At 67.5% G+C, this 26,803-nt stretch carries 28 protein-coding genes; 7 read left to right on the top strand and 21 right to left on the bottom strand.

From position 1 onward, the window contains the following. Positions 1-17: 17 nt before the first annotated feature. The 6 genes from KVT32_RS18905 to KVT32_RS18880 all read right to left on the bottom strand — a co-directional run bounded on the left by KVT32_RS18905 (position 18) and on the right by KVT32_RS18880 (position 5,171). A complete protein-coding gene (locus KVT32_RS18905) occupies positions 18-386 on the bottom strand; it encodes a cupin domain-containing protein (RefSeq protein WP_217618689.1) in 369 nt (122 codons plus the stop codon). 175 nt (positions 387-561) lie between these two features. Then, entirely contained in the window at positions 562-954 is a 393-nt protein-coding gene (locus KVT32_RS18900; protein WP_108007096.1) for a VOC family protein, read from the bottom strand. A gap of 60 nt (positions 955-1,014) precedes the next feature. Beyond that, entirely contained in the window at positions 1,015-2,016 is a 1,002-nt protein-coding gene (locus KVT32_RS18895; RefSeq protein WP_217618688.1) for a formylglycine-generating enzyme family protein, read from the bottom strand. Positions 2,017-2,176: 160 nt separating this feature from the next. After that, a complete protein-coding gene (gene alkB, locus KVT32_RS18890; RefSeq protein WP_217618687.1) occupies positions 2,177-2,836 on the bottom strand; it encodes a DNA oxidative demethylase AlkB in 660 nt (219 codons plus the stop codon). Position 2,837: 1 nt separating this feature from the next. Next, a complete protein-coding gene (locus KVT32_RS18885; protein ID WP_142053628.1) occupies positions 2,838-3,551 on the bottom strand; it encodes a 2OG-Fe(II) oxygenase in 714 nt (237 codons plus the stop codon). A 78-nt stretch (positions 3,552-3,629) separates the two neighbouring features. Next, positions 3,630-5,171: a phospholipase D family protein gene (locus KVT32_RS18880; RefSeq protein ID WP_217618686.1), complete on the bottom strand. Its 1,542-nt coding sequence runs from the start codon at positions 5,169-5,171 to the stop codon at positions 3,630-3,632. 118 nt (positions 5,172-5,289) lie between these two features. Here KVT32_RS18880 and KVT32_RS18875 point away from each other — a divergent pair, with 118 nt between their 5' ends. Both KVT32_RS18875 and KVT32_RS18870 read left to right on the top strand, forming a co-directional pair. Beyond that, positions 5,290-5,865 carry a helix-turn-helix domain-containing protein gene (locus KVT32_RS18875; protein ID WP_152382394.1) on the top strand — a complete coding sequence of 192 codons (576 nt, stop codon included), beginning with the start codon at positions 5,290-5,292 and terminating at the stop codon, positions 5,863-5,865. 6 nt (positions 5,866-5,871) lie between these two features. Next, positions 5,872-6,408, top strand: a complete 537-nt coding sequence (locus KVT32_RS18870; protein WP_152382393.1) for a GNAT family N-acetyltransferase — start codon at positions 5,872-5,874, stop codon at positions 6,406-6,408. 21 nt (positions 6,409-6,429) lie between these two features. Here the strand turns inward: KVT32_RS18870 and KVT32_RS18865 are convergent, their stop codons facing one another. Continuing rightward, positions 6,430-6,762: a hypothetical protein gene (locus KVT32_RS18865; protein ID WP_056326291.1), complete on the bottom strand. Its 333-nt coding sequence runs from the start codon at positions 6,760-6,762 to the stop codon at positions 6,430-6,432. Between the two features lie 260 nt (positions 6,763-7,022). Here KVT32_RS18865 and KVT32_RS18860 point away from each other — a divergent pair, with 260 nt between their 5' ends. After that, positions 7,023-7,838, top strand: a complete 816-nt coding sequence (locus KVT32_RS18860; RefSeq protein WP_152382392.1) for an SDR family NAD(P)-dependent oxidoreductase — start codon at positions 7,023-7,025, stop codon at positions 7,836-7,838. Here KVT32_RS18860 and KVT32_RS18855 read toward each other — a convergent pair. Both KVT32_RS18855 and KVT32_RS18850 read right to left on the bottom strand, forming a co-directional pair. Further along, on the bottom strand, positions 7,835-8,590 hold the full coding sequence (locus KVT32_RS18855; RefSeq protein ID WP_152382391.1) for a sulfite exporter TauE/SafE family protein: 756 nt from the start codon (positions 8,588-8,590) through the stop codon (positions 7,835-7,837). The genes KVT32_RS18860 and KVT32_RS18855 overlap by 4 nt on opposite strands. Beyond that, positions 8,587-9,003 carry a sel1 repeat family protein gene (locus KVT32_RS18850; RefSeq protein ID WP_152382390.1) on the bottom strand — a complete coding sequence of 139 codons (417 nt, stop codon included), beginning with the start codon at positions 9,001-9,003 and terminating at the stop codon, positions 8,587-8,589. Before KVT32_RS18850 ends, KVT32_RS18855 begins: the two co-directional genes overlap by 4 nt. Before the next feature lie 124 nt (positions 9,004-9,127). On the opposite strand from KVT32_RS18850, the gene KVT32_RS18845 reads away from it, so the two are divergent. Further along, positions 9,128-10,141: a LysR family transcriptional regulator gene (locus tag KVT32_RS18845; RefSeq protein WP_217618685.1), complete on the top strand. Its 1,014-nt coding sequence runs from the start codon at positions 9,128-9,130 to the stop codon at positions 10,139-10,141. Here the strand turns inward: KVT32_RS18845 and KVT32_RS18840 are convergent. Beyond that, positions 10,065-11,465, bottom strand: coding sequence for an MATE family efflux transporter (locus KVT32_RS18840; RefSeq protein WP_217618684.1), 1,401 nt, complete (start codon positions 11,463-11,465; stop codon positions 10,065-10,067). The two genes, KVT32_RS18845 and KVT32_RS18840, sit on opposite strands and share 77 nt — an antisense overlap. 134 nt (positions 11,466-11,599) lie before the next feature. On the opposite strand from KVT32_RS18840, the gene KVT32_RS18835 reads away from it, so the two are divergent. Next, entirely contained in the window at positions 11,600-12,076 is a 477-nt protein-coding gene (locus KVT32_RS18835; protein ID WP_056326992.1) for a MarR family winged helix-turn-helix transcriptional regulator, read from the top strand. Here KVT32_RS18835 and KVT32_RS18830 read toward each other — a convergent pair. The 6 genes from KVT32_RS18830 to KVT32_RS18805 form a co-directional block, all read right to left on the bottom strand. Next, positions 12,063-12,962 (bottom strand): DMT family transporter, encoded by a 900-nt coding sequence (locus KVT32_RS18830; protein ID WP_217618683.1) that lies wholly within the window; start codon positions 12,960-12,962, stop codon positions 12,063-12,065. The genes KVT32_RS18835 and KVT32_RS18830 overlap by 14 nt on opposite strands. Before the next feature lie 75 nt (positions 12,963-13,037). Next, positions 13,038-13,844 (bottom strand): AraC family transcriptional regulator, encoded by an 807-nt coding sequence (locus KVT32_RS18825; RefSeq protein ID WP_152382387.1) that lies wholly within the window; start codon positions 13,842-13,844, stop codon positions 13,038-13,040. Between the two features lie 74 nt (positions 13,845-13,918). Continuing rightward, positions 13,919-14,410, bottom strand: a complete 492-nt coding sequence (locus tag KVT32_RS18820; RefSeq protein WP_217618682.1) for a hypothetical protein — start codon at positions 14,408-14,410, stop codon at positions 13,919-13,921. Continuing rightward, entirely contained in the window at positions 14,407-14,955 is a 549-nt protein-coding gene (locus tag KVT32_RS18815) for a hypothetical protein (protein ID WP_217618681.1), read from the bottom strand. The genes KVT32_RS18820 and KVT32_RS18815 overlap by 4 nt, the downstream gene beginning before the upstream one ends. 122 nt (positions 14,956-15,077) lie before the next feature. Continuing rightward, entirely contained in the window at positions 15,078-17,816 is a 2,739-nt protein-coding gene (locus KVT32_RS18810; protein WP_217618680.1) for a cation-transporting P-type ATPase, read from the bottom strand. 105 nt (positions 17,817-17,921) lie between these two features. Beyond that, the gene (locus KVT32_RS18805; protein WP_217618679.1) at positions 17,922-18,890 is read right to left on the bottom strand and encodes a LysR substrate-binding domain-containing protein; all 969 of its coding nucleotides are present in this window, start codon (positions 18,888-18,890) and stop codon (positions 17,922-17,924) included. A gap of 106 nt (positions 18,891-18,996) precedes the next feature. Here KVT32_RS18805 and KVT32_RS18800 point away from each other — a divergent pair, with 106 nt between their 5' ends. Further along, positions 18,997-21,294: an NADP-dependent malic enzyme gene (locus tag KVT32_RS18800; RefSeq protein WP_152382384.1), complete on the top strand. Its 2,298-nt coding sequence runs from the start codon at positions 18,997-18,999 to the stop codon at positions 21,292-21,294. 99 nt (positions 21,295-21,393) lie between these two features. Here the strand turns inward: KVT32_RS18800 and KVT32_RS18795 are convergent, their stop codons facing one another. From KVT32_RS18795 to KVT32_RS18785, 3 genes are all read right to left on the bottom strand, one after another. Then, on the bottom strand, positions 21,394-21,774 hold the full coding sequence (locus KVT32_RS18795) for a hypothetical protein (protein WP_217618678.1): 381 nt from the start codon (positions 21,772-21,774) through the stop codon (positions 21,394-21,396). A gap of 137 nt (positions 21,775-21,911) precedes the next feature. After that, a complete protein-coding gene (locus KVT32_RS18790) occupies positions 21,912-22,277 on the bottom strand; it encodes a DUF4148 domain-containing protein (RefSeq protein ID WP_217618677.1) in 366 nt (121 codons plus the stop codon). A 375-nt stretch (positions 22,278-22,652) separates the two neighbouring features. Continuing rightward, positions 22,653-22,868: a SlyX family protein gene (locus KVT32_RS18785; RefSeq protein ID WP_056326323.1), complete on the bottom strand. Its 216-nt coding sequence runs from the start codon at positions 22,866-22,868 to the stop codon at positions 22,653-22,655. Positions 22,869-22,966: 98 nt separating this feature from the next. Here KVT32_RS18785 and KVT32_RS18780 point away from each other — a divergent pair, with 98 nt between their 5' ends. Continuing rightward, on the top strand, positions 22,967-25,033 hold the full coding sequence (locus KVT32_RS18780; protein ID WP_175155318.1) for a TonB-dependent receptor: 2,067 nt from the start codon (positions 22,967-22,969) through the stop codon (positions 25,031-25,033). Between the two features lie 5 nt (positions 25,034-25,038). On the opposite strand, the gene KVT32_RS18775 is transcribed toward KVT32_RS18780, so the two are convergent. Next, entirely contained in the window at positions 25,039-25,296 is a 258-nt protein-coding gene (locus KVT32_RS18775; RefSeq protein ID WP_152382378.1) for a PAAR domain-containing protein, read from the bottom strand. A gap of 201 nt (positions 25,297-25,497) precedes the next feature. Beyond that, positions 25,498-26,475 carry a hypothetical protein gene (locus tag KVT32_RS18770; protein WP_217618676.1) on the bottom strand — a complete coding sequence of 326 codons (978 nt, stop codon included), beginning with the start codon at positions 26,473-26,475 and terminating at the stop codon, positions 25,498-25,500. Positions 26,476-26,803 lie beyond the last annotated feature (328 nt).

Here is a 26,803-nt window from a genome sequence, read left to right as displayed (position 1 = left end):
TTAGCAAAGCCGGACGCTCAGATCCATACGTCGTTGGGCGCGCGGCGTTCCTCTCCCGCATCGCCCGTGTTGGCCACCCCGCGCGGCTCGATCAGCATGACTTGTGTTTCCTCCAGCGCACAGGGCTTGTGCTCGACGCCCTTGGGTATCACCGTCATTTCGCCAGAACCCAGGTCGATCTGGCCGTCCCGCAGCGCGATCCGCAGCCGGCCGGCGATGACGATGAACGTCTCGTCCGTGTCGGCGTGCGCGTGCCAGACGAAGTCGTCCTTCAGCTTGACGAGCTTGAACTGGTAGTCGTTCATCTCGGCGATGACCTTGGGCATCCAGTGGTCGTGGATGAGGGCCAGCTTGGCGGCCAGATTGATGGGGGCGGGAACGGACATGGCGTTGCCTCGGCATGGGAGAACCCCCACGATACGGCCATGCCGGTCAACGCGTCTTGTACGATCGAGCAAGTTTGCCGGGCCCGCCCCGGCGCCGCCCGTCAGGCGTACAGCATCCGCCGCCAGCGGTCGGGCGCCATGCCGTAGGCCTGCACGTGGCGGCGCGTCAGATGGTTCAGGCCGGCTGCTTCAACTGCACCAGCACGAACTCGTTGCCGTACAGGTCGATGAAGTGCGCGTAGGCGGCGGTTTCCTCGTGCACGGGCTCGCGGGTAAAGCGCACGCCCTTGGCCGCGAAGTGCGCATGATCGCGCAGCACGTCGTCCGTGTAGAACACGCCGACCGGCTGGCCGCCGGTCTGGTCGCCCACGCGATCGCGCTGCGCCTGCGTCTGGGCTTGCAGCAGCCACATGCCCACCGAAGGCTGATCGTGCAGGCGCAGGTGCACATAGCGCTGCTGGCCGACAGGCATGTCGACAGACACCTCCATCCCGAGCTTGTCCCGGTAGAAGGCGATGGCGGTGTCGTAGTCGTTTACAAGCAGGACGAGACGGCCCAGCGTGTGCATGTCAGGATTCTCTTCAAATGGATCGTGCGGCCATGCTAACCCACCAGGCAGTCTTTTTCTTCAGTCGGCGGCGTGGGCTTCGCGCACGAGGCGCACGCCGACCAGCGGATAGCGCGTTTCCTGCGTGTTCCAGTTGCGGTACGACGCGCGCGTGTACAGCGCCCAGGTGTGCCAGGAGCCGCCGCGCCGCACGCGCACGTTGCCGGTGTCCGGACCCTGCGGGTCGTCCGTGGGGGACTTTGCGTAGTAGTCCTCGCCGTACCAGTCCGCCACCCATTCCCAGGCGTTGCCGTGCATGTCGTACAGGCCGAATGCATTGGGCGCGTAGCTGGCGACGGGCGCGGTGAAGGTGTTGCCGTCGTGGCGTGGCGAGGCGAAGGCCTGCCATTTCGGCCACAGCGGGCTGGCGTCGGCATCGAAACCGTTGCCCACGTCCGGCATCGCGGCCGGGTCGTCGCCGTTCTGGTAGCGGGTGCGCGTGCCGGCGCGGCAGGCGTATTCCCATTCGGCCTCGGTGGGCAGGCGGTACACGCGGCCCTCCGTCTTTGTCAGCCACTGCGCCAGCGCGGTGGCGTCGTTCCAGCTGATGTTCACGACCGGGTGATCGTCGCCTTGCGCGAAGCCGGGATTGCGCCACGAATACCGGCGGTCGCGGCCTTCGAAGGCGTCGCCCGAGGCAGACGTTTCCGGGTCGTAGGCGGCGTTGTAGCCGTAGCCGCCCGTGCCGTCGGCCTCGGACTCCGGCACGTAGCCGGACGCTTCGATGAACCGGCGGAACTGGCCCACCGTGACTTCGGTGCGTTCCAGGTAGAACGGCCGCGTGATGCGGACGGTGTGCACCGGCGCTTCGTCAAAGAGCTGGGCGTGGCGCTCCGGCGGATACTGCGGATAGGCGGCGGCCAGCGTGCGGGGGTCTTCGTCGCTGCCCATCTGGAACGTGCCCGCCGGCACGCGCACGAACGTCATGCCCAGCGAGTTCTCGATGATGTCGGGCGGCGTGGCCGCCAGGACGGGCGCGCAGGTCAGGGTGCAAATGAGGGCGATGGCGGTGCGGGTACGCATGGGTGTCCGACGGGTTGGGCCAGAGGGTGCGCCATAGTAGGGCCGCCGCGCAGCCGCCGCCAGACATGGTGAACCCTCATGTTGCGGGCATCGGACGGCAAGCATGCGCATCCTGCCACGTCGCAGGAAGGCGTGCGGCCACGTCATGGCCGCCGCGCGCCTAACCCGCCTTGCGGATCGTGAAGTTGATGCGCTGGCTGCCCAGCCGCGGATGCGGCAGGTCTTTCAGCGGCATCACGCCGTGAAACCGCAGGCGGTCTACGCCACCCCACACGACGACGTCGCCATGAAACAGCGGCACCCGCGCGGCCCGGTCCGCGCGGTCGTCGCCGCCGAACAGAAACATCGCCGGCATGCCGAGGGACACGGAGACAATGGGCGCGCCGTAATCGCGTTCATTGCGGTCCTGATGCAGCGACAGCCGCGAGCCGGGCGCGTAACGGTTGACCAGGCACGCATCCGGCGCGAAGTCCGCAAAGCCGGCTTCCCGCGCCGCGTCTTCGGCCAGCTGCCTGAAGGCCCGCGGCATCGCCGGCCAGGGTTGGCCGGACACGGGGTCGATGCGGCTATAGCGGTAACCGCGGGCATCCGTCGTCCAACCCAGCTCACCGCAATTGGTCAGCGCCACCGACATCGTGTAGCCGCCAGGCGTCTCCATGTGGCGAAACGGGGCCTGCGCGATCACGTCGTCCACGCCGGCCAGCAGCGCGTCCACGGCGGGTAGCGCAAACCCGCGCAGCACCACCGATTGCGCACCGAGCGCCACGCGGCCGTGCTGGGCGGGATCGTCGCCGCCGAATAGGTTCAGGGTCGAGGTCATGTCACACCGCGTCGTGAAAGATGATGCCCAGCGTGTGGCGCCGGCCCGCGCGCAGTTCGCTCACGCCGTGGCGCATGGCCGCCTTGCGCCAGCCGCGCACGCCCGCGACGGGGCGCTGGTTCACCGTGAAGATCAGGGCATCGCCTTGCTGCAAGGGCAGCACGTCGGCGCGCTGCTCGCGGCTGCTGGTCTCGGTCATGACGAATTCTCCGCCCGTGAAGTCCACGCCGGGCGCCGATAGCAAGAGCGCCACCTGCAACGGAAAGACGTGTTCGCCGTACAGGTCCTGATGCAGGCAGTTGTAGTCGCCCGGCCCGTACCGCAGGATCAGCGGCGTCGGCCGGCGCTGTCCGGCCGCGTGGCACCGCGCCAGAAAGCCGGCGTGGTCTGCCGGGTACTGCACGTTGATGCCCATCTGGCGGTTCCAGCGGTTGGCGATGGGCGCCAGCCGGGCATACAGCGCGCCGCGCAGCCGGGCAATCGGGCCGGGCAAGGGGTAGCGGAAATACTTGTATTCGCCGCGTCCGAATCCGTGGCGCGCCATCACGACGCGGCTGCGGTAGCGGTCGTCCTGGTCGTACGCATTGGACAGCACATTGCATTGCGCGGGCGTCAGCAGGGCGGGCAGGATGGCATTACCGTGCGCGTCGAGGTCTGCGGCGGCGCGGGTCCAGTCTTGCTGCGCGAGCAAGGCGTCGGCGGGCGTCAGGGTCATGATCGGCAAAAAAAGGAATATCGCTGCGTCCAGTCTACGCCTTGCGCGTGCGCCGGCCACTCCGCTTGTTGCGGACGCCTAGAGCAGCGGTTCCAGCGGCAGCTTCGATGCAAACCACACGGTCGCGCGTTGCAGCAGGGTGGCGCCCGGCTCGCGGTCGTGCCGCACCGTCTGGCCGTCGCGTTCCTCCAGCCAATAGAGCTTGCCCATGTCGTCCAGCCGGACGCGGTAGGCGGTGCGGGGCAGCTCCTTGTCGAATGCGTTCTCGATGCCGCGGGCCAATGCGGGGCTGTCGATCACAAAGCCCAGCTCGGTGTTCAGCCGCGCCGAACGCGGGTCGAAATTGAACGAACCCACGAAGACGCGTTCACCGTCCACGGCGAAGGTCTTGGCGTGCAGGCTGGAGCCCGAACTGCCGAAGGGGCCCATGCTTCGGTTGCGTTCGACGCCGTGCGACGCGCGCTTCATTTCGTAGATCTCGACGCCGGCAGCCAGCAGATCCTTGCGGCGTTTGGCGTAGCCGGAATGCACCACCGCCACGTCGGTGGCTTCCAGGGCGTTGGTCAGCACCCGCACCCTGACGCCGTTGCGCGCCATCTTGGCGAACGCGCGCGTGCCGGCGGCGGTGGGTACGAAGTAGGGCGACACCAGCAGCAGATCCTTGGCCGGCACGCCCACGATGTCGTGCAGCTGGTGCGGCAGCATCGCCTCGGGCGGCGCGGTGCCCAGCGTCTTGCGGGGATCGTCGCTGACCATGCGTGTCGTCGACCATTCCAGGGGCAGCTCGCCCCTGAGCAACTGGCGGATGAACGGCAGGTCGCGCATGGCCTGGGCATAGGCCGCGGCCTGCGGCGATCGCTCGACCGTGGCGGCATCGGCTTCCAGTTCCTCCAGTTCGTTGGAGGCCGCCTTCTTGACCAGGCCTTCCACGGGATAAGCGGAATCGCTGCACCAGTAACGGTCGAAATCGGCCGACACGTCGCTGACCGTTTCCCCGATGGCCAGCACGTCCATGTCCGTGAACACGACGCCGTCGGTGGCGCCAAAGTATTCGTCGCCGATATTGCGGCCACCGACGATGGTGACCTGTTTGTCGGCGGTGAACGACTTGTTGTGCATCCGGCGGTTCAGCCGGTTGAAGTCCGTCAGGTAGCCGAGCGGCTTAGGCCAGCGCACCGCAAACGGGTTATAGAGGCGGACTTCGATGTTCGGATGCCCGTCCAGGGCGGACAGCGTCCGGTCCAGGCCCGCGGTGCCGTTGTCGTCCAGCAGCAGGCGCACGCGCACGCCGCGATCGGCGGCCTCGTGCAGCGCCTCGAACAGCATGATGCCCGTCATGTCGTCGTGCCAGATGTAGTACTGCACGTCCAGGCTGCGCTCGGCCGCGCGCGCCAGCATGATGCGGGCGGCGAACGCGTCCAGGGGGTTGGCAAGGGCATGGATGCCGGATTTGCCGGGATGCGCGGCGGCCAGCGGCGCAATCGCCTGTCCCAGCGGCGTGGTCTGGGCCTGGTCTTCGGGAAGCGCCTGCGACACGCTGCGCTTGTCGAGCGAGGGAAGGGAACAACCGGAGGTCAACGCGCAAAGGATGGTCATGTAGAGGAGTTTGCCCAGTTGCATGACCGCTATTGTGCCGAATCCTGCGCGGGTCCTCCGTAGTGTCCGGCGGCCGAACGAATCGCGCATTGGGGAAACCACGCAGTCGACGTTTTTTCATATACGGGATAAATTCCCAAATATGGAAAACAAAAACGCTTCTGCCGACGCCGGGCTGGACCTTCGTCTTGCCGCCCGGCTCAAAATGCTGCGCCAGGAACGCGGCTGGGCCCTGGACGATCTGGCCGGCCGGGCCGGCATCAGCCGCGCCACGCTGTCCCGGCTGGAGAATGGCGAGGTCAGTCCCACCGCCAGCGTGCTCGGCAAGCTGTGCGCCGCCCATGGCATGACCATGTCGCGCCTCATGCTGATGGTCGAGGACGACTTTGCCGCCTGCGTGCCCGAAGCCGCGCAGTCCGTGTGGGTGGACGACAGCGTGGGCTTTACGCGCCGCTCGGTGTCGCCGCCCTCGCAACGCCTTGCCGGCGAGGTGCTGGCCTGCGAATTGGCCGCCGATGCCCGCATCCATTACGAGCAATCCCCCCGGCCCGGTCTTGAACACCACCTGCTGATGCTGGACGGCGAGCTGTCCGTCACGGTGGACGGGCAGGCGCACCGCCTGCTGCCGGGCGACTGTCTGCGCTACCAGCTATTCGGCGCCAGCACCTTCGTCACCCCGCCGCATCGCGGCGCCCGCTACCTGCTATTCATTGTCTGAGCCCCCATGACGCCTTCAAATCTTGAGTTGACGCTGCTGCCGGCCGACGCCGCCGCAGCCGCCGTGTCCGACCTCGCCACCTTGCTGCACGCGTGCGTGCAGGGCGGCGCCAGCGTCAGCTTCGTGCTGCCGTACAGCCATGACGACGCGCAGGCGTTCTGGCGCCGCAAGGTGCTGCCGGCCGTGGAAAGCGGCGCGGTCAAGTTGTGGGTGGCGCGGGTGGACGGGCGGGTGGCCGGTTCCGTGCAGCTGGATGTGGATACGCCGCCGAATCAGCCGCACCGCGCCGAGGTGCGCAAGCTGCTGGTGCATCCGGATTTCCGGCGCCAGGGCATTGCGCGGCGGTTGATGGGCGAGGTCGAGGACATGGCGCGGCGGCTGCAACGCAGCCTGCTCACGCTGGACACGCGCACGGGCGACTCGGCCGAGCCGCTATATGCGTCGCTGGGCTACCAGACCGTGGGGGTGATTCCGGGCTTTGCGCGCGATCCGCTCGACCCGGACAAGGTGGATGGAACGACGATCATGTACAAGCAGCTATGACCGGCGTCCCGCGCGGGGCGGTCAGGCCAGCGGCTTGATGCCCACGCTGTAGGGCGGCGCGTTGCCGCGGGCGGCGGCCTTGATCTTCAGCATGGAGCCGCCCGGCGTGAACTCGAATTCCTGGTAGGGCACTTCGAACCACTGGTGAAAACTGGTGCGCGAGAACTCCGGCACCCACACCTTTGCGCGCTTCGCATCGCAGTGGAATTCCACCAGGGTGCGGTCGATGCCCAGCGGGCGGGTATTGCCGATGCGGTAGCTGACGCGCAGTTCGGCGCGTTCGGCTTGGCCGGGCCGCCAGGTCAGGCCGATGGATTCCATGAAGTGTTCGATCGCCTCAATGCCGCGATACATAGCTGACTCCGAAAGCAGCGGGGGCGGTTGCCCCCGTGATGATCCGCCGCGCAAGGCGGCGGCAAACAGACGGATTATCCGCCATATCGCATTGCCGTAGAAATAGGCAGGTTTCACGCAAGATCCTGCCTGTACGCCCGCGCGGGCGATTCTTACTATCCTGTCCAGGGCCGCGCCGGCCGTGGTTTTGCCAAGGGCGGCGGCATCGGCCGGGCGGCACGGCATCTTGCCGGCCGCCGCAAGCAAGGGATGGGAATCGCATGAATACCGAAAAAATCTGGTTGGTGACGGACGTATCGGCCGGCCTGGGCATCACCCTGGTCAAAATGCTGCTGGACCAGGGACACAAGGTGGCCGCGACCTCAGGTGATGGCGATGCGTTGCTGGAGGCGGTGGGCGCCAAGCTGGAAGGCCGGTTCCTGCCGCTGACGGTCAACCTGGCCGACGAGCGCGCGGCGCGGCGCGCGGTCGATGCCGCCGTCGCCGCGTTCGGCGGCATCGACGTGGTGGTGAATGGCGCCGGGCAAGGGGTGCAGGGCGCGCTCGACAGGTTGACCGACGCGCAGTTGCGCGGCACGTTCGATACCCACGTGTTCGGGGTGCTGAACGTCATCCGCGCCGTGATGCCGCGCCTGCGCGCGCAGCGCGGCGGGCATGTGTTCAACATTTCGTCCATCCTGGGCTTCGACGGGCGCACGACGCAATGGGGCGCCTACAGCGCCGCCAAGTTCGCCGTCAGCGGGCTGACCGAATCCTTGGCCGCCGAAGCCGCCCCGCTCGGCATCCGCGTTTCGCTCGTCTATCCGGGTGCGATGCGCGCCAGCGAATCCGAGGCATCGCCGGAACTGGCCGCGCGCGGCGCGCAGGGGTGGGATCAGAGCGGCGACCCGGCCAAGGCGGCGCAAGCGCTGATCGATGCCGCGCAGGCGCAGTACGCGCCGCTGCACCTGTTCCTGGGCCGCGATTCCTTCGACCTGGCGCGCAGCAAGATCCAGTCGGTGCAGCAGGAGCTGGCGCGCTGGCGCGAGATGTCGGTGTCGATCGGTGTTGCCGACGCACGTCGGCTTGCCGCCTAGAGGCCCAGCAGGCCGCGCCCGGCCTGATACGCGCCCAGCAGCGCCAGGCTGACCATGAAGCACAGCTTGAAGGTGCGCGCGGACATCCGGTTGCGCAAGCGCTGCCCCAAGGCCATGCCGGCCAGCGCGGGCAGCAGCATCAGAAGGGACGCGCTGGCCGCGCCGGCCGTGTAGCCGCCGTTGAGCCACAGCCCCGCAGCAAGCGCCAAGGTCGACACCGTGAACGAAATTCCCATGGCCTGGATGAGCGCGTTCTTGTCCAGGTTCAGCGCCTGCAGATACGGCACGGCGGGGATGACGAAGACGCCCGTGGCCGCCGTGATGACGCCAGTGACGGCGCCGGTGGCGATGCCCAGCCAGGGTCCGTGACGGGGCTGCACCGTGGGCGGCGTGCCAAACAGTCCCCACCCGGCATAGGCCACCAGCGCCAATCCCAGGCAGATGCCCGCCCACTCGCCCGAAGGCGGACCCAGCCACAGCGCGCCCGCCACCGTCCCGGTGCAGACGCCCGCCTGCATGCCCGCGATCCGGAGCAGCACCGCCCGCAGCGTGACCCACGGCCGCGCCTGCCACAGGTTGGTGATGAGCGACGGCACGATGAGCAGCGCCGCCGCCTGTGCGGGCGCCATCACCAGCGCCAACAGCGCCATGGAAATCGTGGGCAGGCCCAGGCCGACCACGCCCTTGACCACGCCCGCCAGGACAAACACCGCGACAACGGCGGCCAGCAAAACCGGATCCAAGAGATTCATGCGGGCTCGCAGTGCGCGGTCAGCACATCCTTGGGTCGGCCGAACAGGGCATAGGCCACGTCCTGCGACGGGCCCTCCTTCTGGCGGGCGGCGCGCAGCAGCCACGCGCGTCCTTCGCACAGATCGGCGGGCAGTGATGGACCATATAACGCCGGGCCGGCGATCAGGACGACGCCCAGCATCCGTTGCGCGGGCGCGTGGTCCCCGCGCGCCGCGGCGCGCAGCCACGCCAGCATCGCGGCATGATCGCCCTGGGTCTGCGCTTCCAGCGCCAGCGCGTATTGTTGGGCGGGCGTGATGGCGCCGCCAAGACCGTTGTTCGCTTCGGCCACGCCTGAGGCCTGCAGCGCGAGTGCGATCGCGGCCGCGCCCGTCCAGCGCGCGGCGCGGGTGCGCAAGGGTGCGAGGTACATGTTTTTCGCCTGTTCTGAAGGGGGGGGTGAACACATTCTGCCGATCGCGCCCCGCTACACCTATCGGGATCTGGCTTACCCAGCCTATGGATGCGCCTGAGGCTCGCGTGCTACGCTTTTTTCCATGCGTTTCGACCTGACCGACCTTCGCCTATTTCTGAATGTGCACGAAACCGGCTCCATCACGGCGGGCGCGGGGCGTTCGCACATGACGCTGGCCTCGGCCAGCGAGCGCATCCGCGGCATGGAAGACGCGCTGGGCGTGCCGCTGCTGGTGCGCGAGCCGCGCGGCGTGCAGGTCACACCCGCCGGGCGCACGCTGGTCCACCATGCCCGGCTGGTGCTGGGCCAGATCGACCGCATGCGCGGCGAACTCGACCACTATGGGGCTGGCCTGAAGGGGCACGTGCGCGTGCTGTGCAACACCACGGCGCTCAGTGAATACCTGCCGCCCGTGCTCGGCGCGTTCCTCAAGGACCACCCGCATATTTCCGTCGACCTGGAAGAGCGCCTCAGCCACGAGATCGCCGACGCGCTGCGGGCGGGCGCGTCCGACATTGGGGTGCTGGCGGACTCGGCCGACCTGCATGGCTTGCGCACGCGCATATTCCGGCACGATCCGCTAACGCTGATCGTGCCGCGCGGCCATCCGCTGGCGGCGCAGCCGCAGGTGCTGTTGCAGGACGTGGCCGGGCATGACTTCGTGGGACTGGTGCAGGGCAGCGCGCTGCAGGAACACATTGCGCATCATGCGCGCCGCAGCGGCAGGCCCCTGTCCTATCGTGTGCGGCTGCGTAGCTTTGACGCCGTGTGCCGGATGGTGGGCCAGGGCGTGGGCGTGGCCATCGTGCCGCGGGCGGCGGCGCTGCGTTATGGCCGCGCGGCGGGCGTGAGCCGGGTGGCGCTGGCCGATCCCTGGGCCGCGCGCGACCTGGTGCTGTGCGTGCGCGACGATCTGCCTGCTTACGCGGACGAGCTGGTGGCGTATGCGTTGCGCGATGCGCCGGAAAATGCGCATGAAAATGCGCCGGAAAATGCGCCGGAAAATGCGCCGGCAGGCATCACCGCGCGAACAGCCGGCGCCCCGGCAGGTGCCCGGGGCCGTACCAGGACCCCGACGCGACGGCGGCCAGGATGACCAGGCCGTAGACGCACATTGCCACGGCCGCAATCACGAAGAACACGGTCAGCGACCCGGTCAGGTGCAGCGCAATGCCGCCCGCCCCGATGCCGATGAGCAGCCGCAGGAATCCCGCGGTCAACGGCCACTTCAGCCGTCCCGCGCCCTGCGACGCGAAGTACAGCGAAAAGCCGAGCGCAAAGAACCCGTACACCGGGCCCACCGTGCGCAAGTAGTCGGCGCCCGCCTGCAGCATGTGATCCTGCGCGCCAAAGAGACGCAGCCATGCCTCGGGAAAGCACGCCGCGGCCAGCCCGATCGCCTCGGCCAGCACGAAGGCCATCGCCCCGCCGGTCAAGGCGATGCGCATGGCGCGCTCGGGCTGCCCGGCGCCGATGTTGGAGCCCACCATCGCGACCATGGGGGCGCCCAGGCCGAATGCAATCGGCATCAGCAGGTATTCAAGCCGGACCGCCACCCCGTAACCCGCGACGGCCGCCTCGCCCGCGTAGGCGCCCACCAATGCGGCGGTCAGGGCCACCAGCGCGTTGGTCAGCAGCGGGTTGATGGTGGCCAGCGCACCCACGCTGAGGATGTTGCGCATCAGCGTCACGTGCAGCCGGCTGGCCACGAGCCGCGCCGCGTTGCGGCCGCTGGCGCAGTACGCGCCCAGGATGAGCGTGCCCACCGCGTAGTAGGTCACCAGCGCCCAGCCGCCGCCGGCCACGCCCAGCGCGGGGAAGGGACCCCAACCGAAGATGAGGCACGGCGACAGGGGAATCAGCAGCAGCGCGCCCCCGCAGATGACCGCGCCCGGCACCAGCATGTTGCCGGTGCCCCGGATGGCGCTGGCGAAGGCATTCATCAGCCACATCAGCACGATGCCGCCGAAGATGACGTTGGAATAGGCCAGCGCCGCATCGAGCGCCGCGCCCTCGGCGCCCAGCGCCCGGTACAGCGCCGGACCGAAGGCCAGCAGCAGCACGCAGAACAGGACCCCCAGCAAGGCGTTGAGCACGACCGCGTGCAGCACGAGCTGATCCGCCTCTTGCTGGCGGCCGCCGCCCAGCGCCCGCGCCACCGCCGCGGATATGCCGCCGCCCATCGCGCCCTGCGACATGTTCTGCATCAGCATCAGGACCGGCACGACCAGCGCCACGCCCGCCAGCACCGGCGTGCCCAGCCGCGCGAGAAACCAGGTTTCGATCAGGCCGGTGGACGACTGCGCCAGCATCATCAGGATGTTGGGCCACGCCAGCCGCGCGAGCGTGGGCGCGATGGGGGCGTGCAGCATGGCCTGCAAGCGCGCATTGGCGGGGCGAGGCGGAACGGTCGCGGTCATGGGACGGGCCGGTTGAAAGGGGTCGGCAAAATTTACGTGCATATGCCAATATCTGTCAATATCGCGCTGGACGCGGGGCCTGCCCCGGCGTTAGCGTTATGTCCTTGCCCGCACACCTTCCTTCGCCGCTCGCCATGTCCGACGCCCCGCTCCCTGGCCCCGCCGTTCCTCCGGATCCGCTCATCTGCAACGGCGCGGCGTTGCGCAAGGCGACGCGCCGCGTGTCCCAGTTGTACGACACGGTGCTGGCGCCCTGCGGGCTGAAGGTGTCGCAGCATTCGATCCTGGTGCACATCGCGCGCGCAGGTTCGCCCTCGATGACGGATCTGGCCCGCGCAATGGTGCTGGACCGGTCCGCGCTGGCCCACAACCTCAAGCCCCTGCAGCGCGACGGCTACGTGCGCATGATGCGCGACCCGCTGGATGGCCGCAGCCGACGGGTCGAACTGACCGAGACCGGCCGCGCCAAGCTGGCCGAATCGCGCCGCCTGTGGAAAGACGCGCAGAACCGTTTCGAGGCCGCCTACGGCGCCGAGCGCGCCGCGGCGCTGCGGCACGCGCTGGCCGACATCTTTTCCGACGAGTTCGCGCTGGCCTTCAGCCGGGGGTAGCACCCGCCCGCCGCGTGCCGCCCAGCATCACGACCGCGCCCAGCACGCAGCCCATGCCGGCGATCTGCGCGGCCGACAGCGGCTCTTTCAGCATGCCTGCTGCCAGCAGCACGGCGGATACCGGCGCCAGCGCGGTGAACAGCGCCGCTTCCGATCCGGGCACGCGCGCCGCCCCGGCATACCAGAGCAGAAATCCCCCAACCGTGGGCACAAGCGCGTAGTACGCCACCGCCGCCACCGCGTCCTGCGTGAATGTCAGCGTCCAGGGCGCCTCCGCGAGGCTGGCGGCGGCCGAGAATACGAGACCAAACGCCGCCATCAGCGTCGACAGCGCCAGCGGCGCAACGGGCGTGCGCAGACGCTTGTTCAACAGGATGAAGAGCCCCTCGCAGGCCACGGCGCCCAGGATCAGCGCATTGCCCGCCAGCGATCCTGCCTTGCCGGGTCCGGCCGCATGGCCCGACATCAGCCACACGCCGAATGCCGCCAGGCCGATCGCCGCCAAGGCCGCCTTGCCCGGCCGCTCGCCCAACAGCAGCACGGCAATCGCGGCGGTGACAAGCGGCAGCGTCCCCAGGATGACCCCGCCGTCCACCGCCGATGTGCGCTGCAACCCCGCGATGAGCAGCGTCGTGTACCCCACGCTGCCCGCCACGGCCTGCACGGTCAGCAGCAGCCAGTCGCGGCGGTCCAGCCGGGGCATGCGCGCGCCCGACGCGGCCATCAGCAGCGCGAAGCACGGCAGCGCAATGGCAAAGCGCAGCGCGGTCGCGGTGAAGGGCGGCAGGCCAGCGCCAATGATCTTGCTGGCGGTCACGGTGCTGCCCACCAGCACCATGGCCCCCGCCAGATAGAGATACCCGAGCTGTTGCTTGCTGATCGCCATCGCGCGTCTTCTCCCTTGTGGAAAAGCGCAGCGTAAGCGGGCGGGACGGCGTCGGTCTTGAACGAAATTGCAGGGTCAGGCGGCCGCCAAGGCATACCGGCGCGGCGACACGCCATAGGCGCGGGCGAAGGTGCGCGTCATGTGGCTCTGGTCGGCAAATCCGCCCAGCGCGGCCGCATCGGCCAGGGCCAGGCCCTGCCGGATCAGGCGGCGCACCAGCAGCAGGCGGCGCTGCGTCTGGTAGGCATGCGGGGTCAGTCCCGTCGCGCGCGTGAAGGCGCGCAGCACCTGGTAGCGTGAGAGCCCCGCGACGCCAGCCAGGTCGGCCAGCGACAGGGCGGCGGCCGGGTCGTCGTCGATCAGCGACAGCGCATGGCGCAAGGACGCGGGCACGCCTTCCCGGCCGGACGCAGACACGGGCGCCCCGCACGGCCCGCCGGCCTGCGCCAGCACGCGCAGCAGCAGCGCCTCGCACGCCAGCGCCGGCGCGCCGGAAGTCCCCTGCACATACAGCGCCAGGACCGCGCGCGCGAGCGCCGGCTGTTCGCGGGCGGGGTGCTCGAATTCGTAGCGCGATGCGCCCGCGATCTCCTGGCTGCAGGCGTGGACCACGTCGGGGTCCAGATACAGCATCTGCCAGGCGCGCGCCCCGCCGCCCAGGGGCGCGCCATCGTGCACCTCGCCCGGATTGACCGTGATGACGTAGCCGGGTCCGGCCTCGACCTGGCCGCGCCCGCTGTGCGACACCTGTGCGCCCGCGCGCATCACGCCGATGCCGAACTGCTCGTGCGTGTGGCGCGCAAACGCGTGCCCGCTGCAGGCGGAAACGGCCTGCACGCCGGCGATGGCGCTGCGTTGCATGAGGAATTGGCCTGCGGGCATGGACGAACGGGGGCGGCGATGACGCGGGAGATTCCGGCCAGTATCGCCCGCCGCTTGCGCCGCGATCAAGCGGGCTATTGCAGCCCGTTCCAGCGCGCCACCGAGGGCTCGGCAGCGGCCCACTTCCATTGGCCGTCCGGGCGCTGGCAGATCGTGCTGGCGTAGGCCGGGGCGGCGCCTTCGACCTCGACCGTGAACAGCACTTCGCGGCAATGCGCCAGTGGCGTCTTGATATCGCGCACCGCCTGGATGCTGCCGCGCTCGTTGCCCACCGGCAGCGTGCGCTTGACCTGCCACTGCCGGACTTCGCCCAGGGGCAGCGTGCCCACCGCGTTGGCCATCACGTTCTGCTGGTCGTTCTTCCACTCGCGCAATACGTACTTCACCGTGGCGTCGACCGCGGCTTGCACCGAAACGCCGATGGCGAAGCCGGCGACGGGATTGGCCGTGGCCGCGCCGCTCAGCGTGCCGACCACCGCGCCCGTGGCCGGACCGATGGACGAACTCTGGCAGCCCGCGAGCGCGAGGCTGGCGGCCAGCGCCAGCATCCCAAGCGCGCGCGTCACTGGAGCGAACCCCAGCGGGCGGTCGCCGGTTCGGCGCTGGCCCAGCGCCAGTGTTCGCCGTCGCGGCAGACGGTCGTGACGTAGAATTCGCGCTCGGGATCGGCGCCGGGCTTGTCGGCGGGGATGTCCACCGAGAACACCACTTCCTTGCATTGGAGATCGCCGCCGCCGATCAGCCGGCTGACGGTGACCTGGCCCCGCGCGTCGTCTTCGATGGGCAGCTTGTGCTTGACGTTCCAACTGGCGACCTTGCCCACCGCGAGCGGGCCGGCGGCCTTGGCGATGGCGTCCTGTTCTTCGCCGCGGGTCTGGCGCTGCGCATAGGCCAGCGCGGCCTTGGCGCCGGCCTGCACGCCCAGGCCGATGCCGGTGGCGACGGTGGCGTTGTCCGTGACTTTATTGGCGATGGCCGTGCCGGCGATACCTGCCGCGGCGCCCGTGCCTTCGCCCAGCATCGAGCTGCAGCCGGAAAGCGCGGTCAGCGCGGCGATGCCCACGGCGGTAAGCGCGCGGCGGCTCGCAAGGATTGGCGAGATGGTGAACACGCTGCGTGCCCTCCTGCGTGAAACTTGGCGGGCGCAAGTATAGGAGCGCACACGGCCTTGCGGCCGCGGGCTTTACATTTGTTGGCATTTTTGTGGGCGGGCGCCTTACCCTGCCGGACGCTTCACGCCGCCGTTCGCTGCGCCAGCGCCACGCGGTCGCGCCGCGCCCGCCACATGCGCAGCACCAGCTTCTCGGCCTCGACCACGCAGAACAGGATGCCGGCGGCCACCAGCGTCAGCGTCCAGTACTCCGGCGGCAGCGGCACGGTGCCAAAGACGCGGTTCATCACGGGCAGGTAGATCAGCGCGCCTTGCAGCACGCCCAGCATGATCGTCACCAGCCACAGCGCCTTGTTGCGGAACATGCTGGGCGTAAGCGGAAAGCGGTCCTGCAGACGGCAGTTGAACAGGTAGGTCCATTGCGCCGTCACCAGCGTCTGCAGGATGACCGTGCGGATGAAGTCCGGATCGCGGCCGGCGGCGATCAGGCTCTTTTCAATGACGAAGGCCGACGCCATGAACAGCAGCCCCACGAAGGCGATGCGCCAGATGGCGAAGGCGTCCAGGATGGATCTGGCCGGATCGCGCGGCGCGCGCTGCATCACCCCGGGCTCGGCCGGTTCGAACGCCAGGCCAAAGGCCAGCGTGATGGAGGTGGCCATGTTCATCCACAGGATCTGCAGCGGCGTCAGCGGCGCCTGCGCGCCCGCCAGCAGCGCCGCGATGACGAGCAGCCCTTGCGCCAGATTGGTCGGCAGGATGAAGAGGATGGTCTTTCTCAGGTTGTCGTAGACGCGGCGCCCTTCGCGCACCGCGTAGGCAATCGAGGCGAAGTTGTCGTCCGCCAGCACCATGTCGGCGGCTTCCTTGGTGACCTCGGTGCCCTTGATGCCCATGGCCACGCCCACGTCCGCCTGCTTGAGCGCGGGCGCGTCGTTGACGCCGTCGCCCGTCATGCCGACCACTTCGCCCATGCCCTGCAAGGCGCGCACCAGGCGCAGCTTGTGCTCGGGACTGGTGCGGGCAAAGATGTCGTGGTCGCGCGCCAGCGCAGCCAGCGCTTCGTCGCTGGTCTGCTCCAGCTGCGCGCCGGTCACCGCCTCGCTGACGTGCGTCATGCCCAGCATCGTCCCGATGGCCAGCGCGGTTTCGGGATGGTCTCCGGTGATCATCTTCACGCGGATGCCGGCCTGGTTGCACTGCGCGATGGCCTCGATGGCCTCGGGGCGGGGCGGATCCATGATGCCGGCCACGCCCAGCAATATCAGGCCGGCCTGGAAATCCGGATGGTCCAGCGCCGTGGCGCCGGCGGCGCCGGGCTTGTAGGCGGCGGCCAACGTGCGCAGGCCCTCGTGCGCAAAGGCCTGCAGCCCGCTTTCCCAATAGTCCAACCGCAACGGCTGCGGTCCGTCTTCGCCCTGTTCCTGCGCGCACAACTGAAACAGCACGTCGGGCGCGCCAGTGACGTAGATGACGTTCTGGCCGTGGTCGTCGCACCGGCGCGCCATGTATTTGTAGCCCGAGTCGAACGGCACCTTGCCATGCTTGGCCACGCCATCCAGGCCCTGGCCCGCCTTGGCGGCCAGCACCATCATGGCGCCTTCGGTGGGGCCGCCCACGATGCGCCACTGCCCGTCGGCGTCTTCGTGCAGCTGGCTGTCGTTGCAAATGGCCGCCGCGCGCACGAAGCGCGTCAGCGCGTCCTCCTGGCTCCAGTCCACCGGCATGCCGTCGGACTCGCGGGTGACGTCGCCGACCGGGCGGTAGTTGTCGCCCGACACACGATAGACGCCCTGCGCCAGCAGCACATTCTTGGCGGTCATCTCGTTCATGGTCAGCGTGCCGGTCTTGTCCGAGCAGATCACCGTCATCGCGCCCAGCGTTTCCACGGTGGGCAGCTTGCGGATGATGGCGCGATTGCGCGCCATGCGCTGCACGCCCAGCGACAGGATGATCGAGATGATGGCCGGCAGCCCTTCGGGCACCGAGGCCACCGCGATGCTGATCAGCGACAACAGCAGGTCGGGCAGGGGCATGTCCAGCACGTAGCGGCCCAGCACGAACAGCGCCGCCACCATCACCAGCACCACCTGGAAGATGCGCTTGCCCAGCAGCTGCATCTGCCGCAGCAGCGGCGTCTGCAGCGTCCGCACGTTGCTCATCATCCGGTTGATGTGGCCGATCTCGGTGTCGCTGCCGGTGGCCACGACGATGCCGCGCGCGTTGCCCGCGCTGACGTTCGTGCCCGAGAAGCCCAGGTTCAGGCGGTCGCCCAGCGGCGCCTCGCCGGGCAGCGGCGCGTCGTGCTTCTCGACGACGGTGGACTCGCCGGTCAGCATCGATTCTTCGACGCGGAAGTTGTGGGTATCAAAGAGCCGCACGTCGGCCGGAATCTTGTCGCCGGGCCGCAGGATCACGATGTCGCCCGGCACCAGGTCGCGGGCGTCGATCTCTTCCTTCTGGCCGTCGCGCACCACGCGGGCGTGGTTCGACAGCATGTTGCGGATGCCGTCCAGCGAGCGTTCGGCGCGGCTTTCCTGCACGTAGCCGATGACCGCGTTGATGACGGCCACGGCCAGGATGACGATCGTGTCCAGCCAATGGGCCATCAACGCCGTCACCACGGCCGCGGCCAGCAGGATGTAGATCAGCACGTCGTTGAAGTGACCCAGAAAGCGCAGCCAGGCGCTGCGGCGGGCGGGCGGAGGCAGGGCATTCAGGCCGTGGGTTTCCTGCCTGCGCCGGATCTGGTCCTGCGTCAGGCCCGACGGGCTGGTCACCTGCGCGTCCAGCGTCTCGTCGACGGAGAGCTGGTGCCAGGGGCGAGGAGTTTGCGGAGCCTGCGTGTGCGCCTGCGTCATTGCGACGGCCTCCCGGGAGGACCGGCGCCGTGGCCGGGCCGGGGGTCGGGGGCCGCACGCGTCAGTCCGGCGTCCATGATACGACGGCCAACTGCCCGTGGACGATCAGAGCGGCGGGCGGGCGCCCTTCAGATAGACCTCGCGCAAGGCGGCGGCGAAAAGGGCTTCAACGTTGCGCCGCAAGCCATCGGACCGCGTGAAAAGCGAGATCGGCGGCAGCGTCCAATCGAACGAGTACGGCACGATGGCCGCGCCCGCGATGCGGACCAGCTCGTCCGCGATGTCGGCCGGCAGGATCGTGACGGCGCGGTCGCTGGCCACGATCATTTCGCCAATCAGCTTGGACGAGTCGCTTTGCACGGACGGCGGCGGCGGCGCCAGGCCGGCCCGCAGAAAGATGTCGGCCACCTGCTCGCGGATCGGGCTGCCCGGCGTGCCCAGGATCCAGTCCAGGTCGGCGAGCCGGTTCCATTCCAGGCGCGACCGGCCCAGACGCGCGGCCAGCCGGCGGCTGGCGATCAGGCGCGGCTGCTGGTGATACAGGACCTCGAAGCCGATATGGGTCAGGTCCACCGAAGGCGTGGCCCAGCCCACCACCACGTCCAGCGTGTGGTCACGCAGCTGGCGCAGCAGGGCCGGCCCCTGGCCTTCGTGGATGGTGGCCGTGAGCTGGCGGCCCTGCGGCAGCGTGCGGCCGATGGCCGCCGACAGCATCTGGCCCGACACGAAGGGGATGACGCCAATATGCAGGTGGGCGGCGTGCCCGGCCGCGACCGTTTCCATTTCCTGCGCCAGATGCCCCAGGTCGTGCACCAGCCCGCGGGCGCGCGCCAGCACCACGGCGCCCATCGGCGTGGGCGTCATGCCCCGCACGGAACGGTCGAACAGCGGCACGCCGAACATGCTTTCCAGTTCGGCCAGTGCGTTGGTCACGGCCGGCTGGCTGGTCGCCATGTGTTCGGCCACCCGGGTCAGCGATCCGTGCTGCTCGATTTGCAGCAGCAGCATCAGGTGGCGCATCTTCAGGCGCGAGGTCAATTTCCGGAAGACGGCATCCGGGTCGAAGGCTGTCATAGACAAGGCATTAGGAAAACATAATGGGACGATATTAAATCCGAATGATCGCCTTATGTCTTAACGCCTAGAATTTTGCTCATTCAAGACAGCGAGGCCACAGCCCATGAACAACCCCTCCGACCGCCAGGCAGCCCTGGACTATCACGAGTTCCCCACCCCGGGAAAGATCTCCGTCGTGGCGTCCAAGCCGCTCGTCAACCAGCGCGACCTGGCGCTGGCGTATTCGCCCGGCGTGGCGGCGGCCTGCGAGGAAATCGTGGCCGATCCGTCCAACGTGTACCGCTACACGGCGCGCGGCAACCTGGTGGGCGTCATCACCAACGGCACCGCGGTGCTGGGCCTGGGCAACATCGGCGCGCTGGCCTCCAAGCCCGTCATGGAAGGCAAGGCGGTGCTGTTCAAGAAGTTCGCCGGCCTGGATGTCTTTGACATCGAAATCAACGAAACCGACCCGGACAAGCTGGTCGAGATCATTGCCGGCCTCGAAGCCACCTTCGGCGGCATCAACCTCGAAGACATCAAGGCGCCGGAATGCTTCACCGTCGAGCGCAAGCTGCGCGAGCGCATGAAGATCCCGGTCTTTCACGATGACCAGCACGGCACCGCCATTACCGTGTCGGCGGCCTTCATCAACGGCCTGAAGGTCGTGGGCAAGGACATCAAGCAGGTCAAGGTGGTCACGTCCGGCGCGGGCGCCGCGGCACTGGCGTGCCTGGACCTGATGGTGGACCTGGGCCTGCCGCTGGAAAACATCTGGGTCACCGATATCGAAGGCGTGGTCTATGAAGGCCGCACCACGCTGATGGACCCGGACAAGGCGCGCTTTGCGCAAAAGACCGACGCCCGCAAGCTGGCCGACGTGATCCAGGACGCCGACGTGTTCCTGGGCCTGTCGGCCGGCGGCGTACTCAAGCCGGAAATGGTGGCCGCCATGGGCCCGCGCCCGCTGATCCTGGCGCTGGCCAACCCCACGCCGGAAATCCTGCCGGAAGTGGCGCACGGCGTGCGCGACGACGTGGTGATGGCCACGGGCCGGTCGGACTATCCCAACCAGGTCAACAACGTGCTGTGCTTCCCGTACATCTTCCGCGGCGCGCTGGACGTGGGCGCCACGACCATCACGCGTGAGATGGAAATGGCGGCGGTGCATGCCATTGCCGACCTGGCCGAAGAAGAGCAGAACGAAGTCGTGGCCGCGGCCTACGGCACGTATGACATCTCGTTCGGCCCCGAATACCTGATCCCCAAGCCGTTCGATCCGCGCCTCATCGTGCGCATCGCGCCGGCGGTGGCCAAGGCCGCGATGGAAGGCGGCGTGGCCACGCGCCCGCTGGCCGACCTGGAAGCCTACGAGGAACAGCTGCAGCAGTTCGTGTATCACTCCGGCGCGTTCATGAAGCCGCTGTTCTCGGCGGCCAAGCGCATCGTGCGTTCGGGCGGTAAGGCGCGCATCGTCTTCACCGAAGGCGAAGACGAACGCGTGCTGCGCGCGGTCCAGGTCATCGTCGACGAAGGCCTGGCGCGTCCCATCCTGGTGGGCCGTCCCGCCGTGCTGCTCTCGCGCATCGAAAAATTCGGCCTGCGCCTGCGCCTGGGCGAGGACGTCGAAGTTACCAACCCCGAATACGACGAGCGCTTCCATCAGTACTGGACGACGTATTGGGAACTGATGAGCCGCCGCGGCATCACCAAGGAAATGGCACGCGTGGAAATGCGCCGCCGCCTGACGCTGATCGGCGCGATGATGGTGCACCTGGGCGATGCCGACGGCATGGTCTGCGGCACGGTGGGTGCGTACCACGACCACCTGCGTTTCGTGGACGAAGTGATCGGCCGCAGCCCCGGCCACAACGTGTATGCCGCCATGAACATCCTGCTGCTCGACGAGCGCACGGTGGTGCTGGTGGACACGCACGTGAACGACGATCCCACGGCCGAGCAGATCGCCGAATTCACCATCATGGCCGCCCAGGAAATGGCGCGCATGAACCTTGCGCCGAAGGTCGCGCTGCTGTCGCGTTCGAACTTCGGCTCGGGCAGTTCGGCCTCCGGCGAAAAGATGCGCCGCGCGCTGGAACTGGTCCGCGAATCCGCGCCCGAACTTGAAATTGACGGCGAAATGCACGGCGACTGCGCGCTGGACGAGGCACTGCGCATGCGCATCCTGCCGTCCTCCACGCTGAAAGGCGAAGCCAACCTGCTGGTCTGCCCGAACGTGGACTCGGGCAACATCGCCTACAACCTGCTCAAGACCGCCGCGGGCGGCAATGTGGCGGTGGGTCCGTTCCTGCTGGGCGCCAATGCCCCCGTGCACATCCTGACCAACAGCTCCACCGTGCGTCGCATCATCAACATGACGGCCATGACCGTGCTGGACGCCAATCGCGTCGAAGGCGCCTGATCGGCCTTCACCGGCCCGCGCGTCTTGCGCGGGCATGACAATGCGCGCCACCCCTTCCGGGGCTGGCGCGCATTTTTCTTCCGGGGGGCGCCGGGCGGCCTAGTTGGCGCTGGCCTTCCAGGTGCCGTCGGGCTGCTTGCAGAACCAGAACTGCCACGTTTCCGAGGTGCTGGTCCGCGCAAAGTTGCCCACCAGGAAGCGGCAAACCCGGTCGTTGCCGGCGCGGGTGGTCTGCTTGGGAGTCAGCTGCACCGTGATCGGCGCCGCACGCTTGGGCTGGTGCGCGCTTTTCCATTCGGTGCTCTGGCCGTCGGCCGAGCTGTTCAGCGCTTGCGCCACGGCTTCGTGGAACGAGGCGCGGTCGGCCTTGGATATCTGGGTGATGAGTGCGTCGTTGAGCATGACGGGCGGGGCGGCAACCGCCACCGACGCCATGCCGCCGGACAGCAGCAACGCGGCAAGAACGCGGGGGTATATCAAGATGGGCTCCCTGATGTGAACAGCCGGTTTGGCGGTAAGCGAGTCTGCATCATGAATCTGAGCCGATAGTACGCCAAAAAAAGGCCGCCCAACCGGGCGGCCAACATACAACAAGGGGAGGGTAAATCTGCGCCGCTTCAGTTGCCGCGATACACGCCCGCGAACGGCATGTCATTCGGTTCCACGTTCGACACCTGGCCCGCGGCTTTCGCGGTGGCCAGTTCGGCCTGGACTTCGGCGCGGGTCTTGCCCGTGTGCGGCGTGCCGTAGACACCCTGGAAGGGCGTGTTGTTCGGTTCGGCGTTGGTGTTGATCCCGGCGGCCTTGGCGGCGGCCTTCGCGGCGGCCAGTTCGGCCTGCACCTGGGCGCGGGTCGGACCTTCGTAGGGGGTGCCATAGACACCCTGGAAGGGCACGTTGTTGGGTTCGATGTTGGGCGAGGCGTAGGCGCCGGCGCTCAGTGCAGCCAGCGAAAACATCACAGCGGTCGCAAGGGTTTTCATGGTAAACCTCCGATTTCTAGAGCCTGGGAGCGAATCCGGCGGCCTTTCCGTCGTGGTTCGTTGCTGTTTCCCGATGGCTGAATCTTGCGCCGATCTAGAATGCGGATAAACCCGGATATCCGTAAAAGATAATTCCACCAATGGAAAATTCTGGCCGTATTTCAGGCTTTGATGCCGCTGATGGAACGTTTGGTCGTGAGATAGTGTCAGCGTCGCCGACGCGCCCCGCCAGCTTCGACGAGCCGTGGCCACGAACCCGATGGCCCCGCGCAGCGGGCACGATATTCGCTGCGGGCGCGGGCGCCCCTATGGCGGATGCGCCAGTCAGGGCCCTTGGGTAGGATGACCAGGCTGCAGCGCCTTCAGGCTTCGCAATCAGTAGTGCGGCGGCAGTTCGTCGCGCAGGCTGCGAAAAGGGGCTGCGCCCTCGGGCGCCTGCTGGCGCAGGTCGGCGACCTCGCGCATGAGCCGGTCGATCTGCTGTTGCTGGCGGACGATGATCTGGTTCAACTGCTCCAGAAGATCATCCGAGAAGCTGGCCTTGACCTCCAGGTCCAACAGCCGGCGTTCAATGTCTTGCGTATTTTCCATGGCGGGTATTAGAACCCATTCCCGCCCAGGCACAGGAGAGAAGTTTGGTACAGCGGCAATGGCGGGACAGCGGGACCTGGCGGTGGACGGCGGGCACAATACTGGCGCTTGCGCCGGCTGCCACCGTGCTGGCGCAGGCCGACACGCTGGCCCCGGTGGTGGTGACCGGCACACGGCTGGGCACCGAGGTGCTGGAGACGCCGGCTTCGGTCGACGTCGTCCAAGGCAGCGCCATGCGCTGGCAGCAGCCGGGCATCAACCTGTCTGAAGGGCTGGCAAGCGTGCCGGGCCTGCAGATCCAGAACCGCCAGAACTACGCGCAAGACCTGCAGATATCCAGCCGCGGCTTTGGCGCACGCTCCACGTTTGGCGTGCGGGGCGTGCGCCTCTACGTGGACGGCATTCCCGCAACGATGCCGGATGGCCAGGGGCAGACCTCCAATATCGACATCGGCTCCATCGACCGCGTCGAGGTGCTGCGCGGCCCGTTCTCGGCGCTGTACGGCAACTCTTCAGGCGGCGTCATCCAGGTCTTCACGCAGGACGGCGCCGACCCGCCCGAGATCACCGCCAGCGGCTGGGGCGGCAGCTATGGCACATGGCGCTATGGCGCGATGGCAAGCGGGGTGTCGGGCACGGGCGCCGGTCAACTGGACTATGTGCTGGACCTGTCGCGCTTCACCACCGACGGCTATCGCGACCACAGCGCCGCCCGCAAGAATCTGGGCAATGCAAAGCTCGGCCTGCAACTGAATGACGACAGCCGCCTGACGCTGGTCGTCAACAGCGTCGACCTGAAGGCGCAGGATCCGCTGGGCCTGACCTACCAGCAGTTCCAGGACGACCCGCGCAGCGCGCCGCTTGCCGAGCAATACAACACGCGCAAGACGGTAAAGCAGACGCAAGGCGGGCTGGTCTTCGACCACCAGGTCGACGGCCGCAACGCGCTGCGTGTGATGGTCTACTACGGCCAGCGCGACACGACGCAGTACCAGTCGATTCCTCCCGCGGTGCAAATCCCACCCACGCAAGCCGGCGGCGTCATCGACCTCAAGCGCGAATACGGCGGCGCCGACGTGCGCTGGACGTCCGAGCTTGCCCTGGGCGGCCGGGCGCTGACCCTGATCGGCGGCTTTGCCTACGACGCCATGCAGGAAGACCGCAAGGGCTACCAGAACTTCACTGGCGCGGGCCCCAGCCGGCAACTCGGCGTGCAGGGCGCCCTGCGGCGCGACGAGACCAACCGCGTCTACAACGCCGACCCCTATGTCCAGGCGTCCTGGAACTTCGCGGACCGCTGGACGCTGGACGCCGGCCTGCGATACAGCACGGTCCGCTTCGATTCCGACGACCACTACATCACCCCCGGCAACGCCGACGACAGCGGCAGCGCCCGCTACCGCAAGGCCTTGCCCGTCGCCGCGCTGCGCTACGCCGTCAATGACGACGTCAGCGTCTACACCTCATATGGGCGCGGTTTCGAGACGCCGACGCTGAACGAAATCTCGTACCGGCCCGACGGCGACCCGGGCCTGAACTTCGGCTTGATGCCGTCGGTCAGCACCAACCTTGAAGCCGGCATCAAGGCGCGCATGGCAGGCGGCCTGCTGACGGCTGCAGTCTTTCATACCCGCACCGACGACGAGATCGTCTCCGCCGGCAGTTCAGGCGGCCGCACCAGTTACCAGAACGCCGGCCGCACTCGCCGCGATGGCCTGGAACTGAGCTGGTCCGGGGAATTCGCGCAGCACTGGCGCACGCAAGTGGCCTACACGCTGCTCAACGCCCGCTACGCCGACGACGGTTCGGGCAACATCCGCGCCGGCAACAAGATCCCGGGCATCGCACGCCAGGCGGCCTTCGCGTCCCTGGCCTGGGCGCCGCCCGAAGGCTGGCAAGCAGGCGTGGAAGGCCGCTACCTGTCCAAGATCTACGTCAACGATGCCAACAACGCGGACGCACCCGCCTACTTCGTGGCCGCTGCCAGCGTCGGCTACGTGAAGCAGGTGGGCCAATGGAAACTGAACGCCTATGCCCGCGTCGACAACCTGTTCGATCGCGACTACGCGGGATCGGTGATCGTCAACGAAGCGAACGGACGCTACTACGAACCGGCGCCCGGCCGGAATGCTGGCGTTGGGGTGGGGGCGACTTATCGGTTTTGATGCGCTCAGTCCACCAGCCACGCCGATTCTCCCTCGACCAATACTCCACCATGGCTCGTGGTGTCGCCCAGCCGGGCGATGGCCCGTCCCTCCAGCGTGGCAGTGGACGACCCGGTCACGATCACTGCCCCACAGCTGATCTTGTCCCCAACCCGCGCGATGGGCCGGCCGTTGACGTGGGCTTGCGCAGCGCCGGTAATGACAGTGCCGCTGCCGTGAGTGGGGCAGGCGTGGCGATGGCCGACTAGGACGATGGGTTGCATGGGTGGTTCCTCGTATCGTGTGTTCAAAGCGCGGTAGAAATGCTGTGATGCGGCTTCCGCGGAAGCAATGCCTCAAGCTGAGATAGGCTTCCGGTGCACAAGGTCGTTCGTCCGCGACTGGCCATTGACCGTCGGCGGCGCACCGTCAGAGGACGTGGGCGCGAAGGACAGTGGCATGCAGCGTTAACGCTGGGGCGGTGCTCATCCAATTGCGTTCCCGTCACTGCCGACGATTTTGATCCCTCGCCCATCGAATCGGTAAAAGTGGTGCTTGTGAGGTCGAACAGGTGTGGTGTCATAGCCGCTAAGATCCGCGTCCGGCGCACAGAGGCGCTCGACCTCGGCGGGCCATTGGAGACGTGACGCGCGACGCAGGAGGTAGCGATCGATGAACGGACCGCCGGCCAAGCAGTACGCGGGAAAGATGAAGAATTTCGCTAGGAGGAAACTGAGCACTCCATCTTCTTTCAGGGTGACAGATTTTGTGAATCCGCTTGGCTTGCAAGGGATGCGCTGAGGGTCGGGCTGCACGGCTGTTAGGCCCTCGGCCATGTAACGGCGCAAGAACTCAAGTCTTGTTAGGTTGTCGATCATTGCCGATTCGTCACCGATGTCGAATGCACCTGACGCCATCGCCAAATCGGCCGGCCCAGTCTGAAAGACTAGTCTGATAGCAAATTTTCCGTCTGCCGAAGTCCTGAACTCGGTGAAGGGGTGCACATCCCGCCATGCAACCGTGGTCGCTTTGCTCGGGCCGTCATAGATGTGAACGACCTGAGCTTGACGGTTGAACCGAACGCAGGCGGGTTCCAGCTTGAGCAGGACGCCAGCTAGCCAACCTGTAAGGGCCGAAAGCAGCAGGATTACCCAACTGTCGGCCAATGCCTCGTATGCCGTTCCGCCTTCGTCTAAGGTCCACCATACGAAGTAGATGATGAATGCAGACGACGTCAAAAATGCTCCGCAAAGCAAATAAAGGACAAACGCCATTTTTCCCGCAAATACGCGGCTCTCCACGTAGCGTTCGTTGAACATTCGAGGGTCGGATAGGTCATCGGAAAAACTCACCTGGCCAGGCCACATTGCGATACGGATATCAGGTAGCGATTGCCAGTCTGATCGTGCCCGCAGGTTGGACAGCATTTCTTGAAAAGTGAGCAGAGCATTTTGGTTGGACATGAGCTAGTTCGCGTCGTAGTGGCGAATGGGTGCGCGTTCTTGGAACCGGACGCCCGCTGCGCAGGCGCGTTGTCTGCGCTGCCGACATGGAGCAGACAGGACGAGTTGCATGAGTCCTTCCGGGATAGTTCCGATGCTGTTAGGTAATGCGCCGGATACATGGCGGAGGGAATCTATGTATGTCGTTCAGCCGAGCACGGTTCCGTTGATGTCGACCAGGTCGAAGCCTTGACCGTTGAATCGGTGGAATATGCTTTTGTTTGCTTGCACGGGCGTCGTGTCATAACCGCTCAGGCCGGCGCCATGGGCGCAGAGCTGTTCGACTTCG

Origin of the sequence: Achromobacter sp. GbtcB20 (genome assembly GCF_019091095.1) — a bacterium.
Classification (GTDB): Bacteria; Pseudomonadota; Gammaproteobacteria; order Burkholderiales; family Burkholderiaceae_B; genus Achromobacter; species Achromobacter mucicolens.
This window is presented reverse-complemented; position numbering and strand designations above follow the sequence as displayed.

Bases quoted from the DNA above. Each gene is read 5' to 3' on its own strand.
- KVT32_RS18785 (WP_056326323.1), bottom strand. From the start codon at position 22,868: ATGGAAAATACGCAAGACATTGAACGCCGGCTGTTGGACCTGGAGGTC.
- KVT32_RS18825 (WP_152382387.1), bottom strand. From the start codon at position 13,844: ATGCCCGCAGGCCAATTCCTCATGCAACGCAGCGCCATCGCCGGCGTG.
- KVT32_RS18770 (WP_217618676.1), bottom strand. From the start codon at position 26,475: ATGTCCAACCAAAATGCTCTGCTCACTTTTCAAGAAATGCTGTCCAAC.
- KVT32_RS18885 (WP_142053628.1), bottom strand. From the start codon at position 3,551: ATGACCCTGACGCCCGCCGACGCCTTGCTCGCGCAGCAAGACTGGACC.
- KVT32_RS18900 (WP_108007096.1), bottom strand. From the start codon at position 954: ATGCACACGCTGGGCCGTCTCGTCCTGCTTGTAAACGACTACGACACC.
- KVT32_RS18790 (WP_217618677.1), bottom strand. From the start codon at position 22,277: ATGAAAACCCTTGCGACCGCTGTGATGTTTTCGCTGGCTGCACTGAGC.
- KVT32_RS18860 (WP_152382392.1), top strand. From the start codon at position 7,023: ATGAATACCGAAAAAATCTGGTTGGTGACGGACGTATCGGCCGGCCTG.
- KVT32_RS18865 (WP_056326291.1), bottom strand. From the start codon at position 6,762: ATGTATCGCGGCATTGAGGCGATCGAACACTTCATGGAATCCATCGGC.
- KVT32_RS18895 (WP_217618688.1), bottom strand. From the start codon at position 2,016: ATGCGTACCCGCACCGCCATCGCCCTCATTTGCACCCTGACCTGCGCG.
- KVT32_RS18775 (WP_152382378.1), bottom strand. From the start codon at position 25,296: ATGCAACCCATCGTCCTAGTCGGCCATCGCCACGCCTGCCCCACTCAC.
- KVT32_RS18880 (WP_217618686.1), bottom strand. From the start codon at position 5,171: ATGCAACTGGGCAAACTCCTCTACATGACCATCCTTTGCGCGTTGACC.
- KVT32_RS18905 (WP_217618689.1), bottom strand. From the start codon at position 386: ATGTCCGTTCCCGCCCCCATCAATCTGGCCGCCAAGCTGGCCCTCATC.
- KVT32_RS18830 (WP_217618683.1), bottom strand. From the start codon at position 12,962: ATGGCGATCAGCAAGCAACAGCTCGGGTATCTCTATCTGGCGGGGGCC.
- KVT32_RS18840 (WP_217618684.1), bottom strand. From the start codon at position 11,465: ATGACCGCGACCGTTCCGCCTCGCCCCGCCAATGCGCGCTTGCAGGCC.
- KVT32_RS18850 (WP_152382390.1), bottom strand. From the start codon at position 9,003: ATGTACCTCGCACCCTTGCGCACCCGCGCCGCGCGCTGGACGGGCGCG.
- KVT32_RS18810 (WP_217618680.1), bottom strand. From the start codon at position 17,816: ATGACGCAGGCGCACACGCAGGCTCCGCAAACTCCTCGCCCCTGGCAC.
- KVT32_RS18835 (WP_056326992.1), top strand. From the start codon at position 11,600: ATGTCCGACGCCCCGCTCCCTGGCCCCGCCGTTCCTCCGGATCCGCTC.
- KVT32_RS18845 (WP_217618685.1), top strand. From the start codon at position 9,128: ATGCGTTTCGACCTGACCGACCTTCGCCTATTTCTGAATGTGCACGAA.
- alkB (WP_217618687.1), bottom strand. From the start codon at position 2,836: ATGACCTCGACCCTGAACCTATTCGGCGGCGACGATCCCGCCCAGCAC.
- KVT32_RS18800 (WP_152382384.1), top strand. From the start codon at position 18,997: ATGAACAACCCCTCCGACCGCCAGGCAGCCCTGGACTATCACGAGTTC.
- KVT32_RS18875 (WP_152382394.1), top strand. From the start codon at position 5,290: ATGGAAAACAAAAACGCTTCTGCCGACGCCGGGCTGGACCTTCGTCTT.
- KVT32_RS18805 (WP_217618679.1), bottom strand. From the start codon at position 18,890: ATGACAGCCTTCGACCCGGATGCCGTCTTCCGGAAATTGACCTCGCGC.
- KVT32_RS18870 (WP_152382393.1), top strand. From the start codon at position 5,872: ATGACGCCTTCAAATCTTGAGTTGACGCTGCTGCCGGCCGACGCCGCC.
- KVT32_RS18855 (WP_152382391.1), bottom strand. From the start codon at position 8,590: ATGAATCTCTTGGATCCGGTTTTGCTGGCCGCCGTTGTCGCGGTGTTT.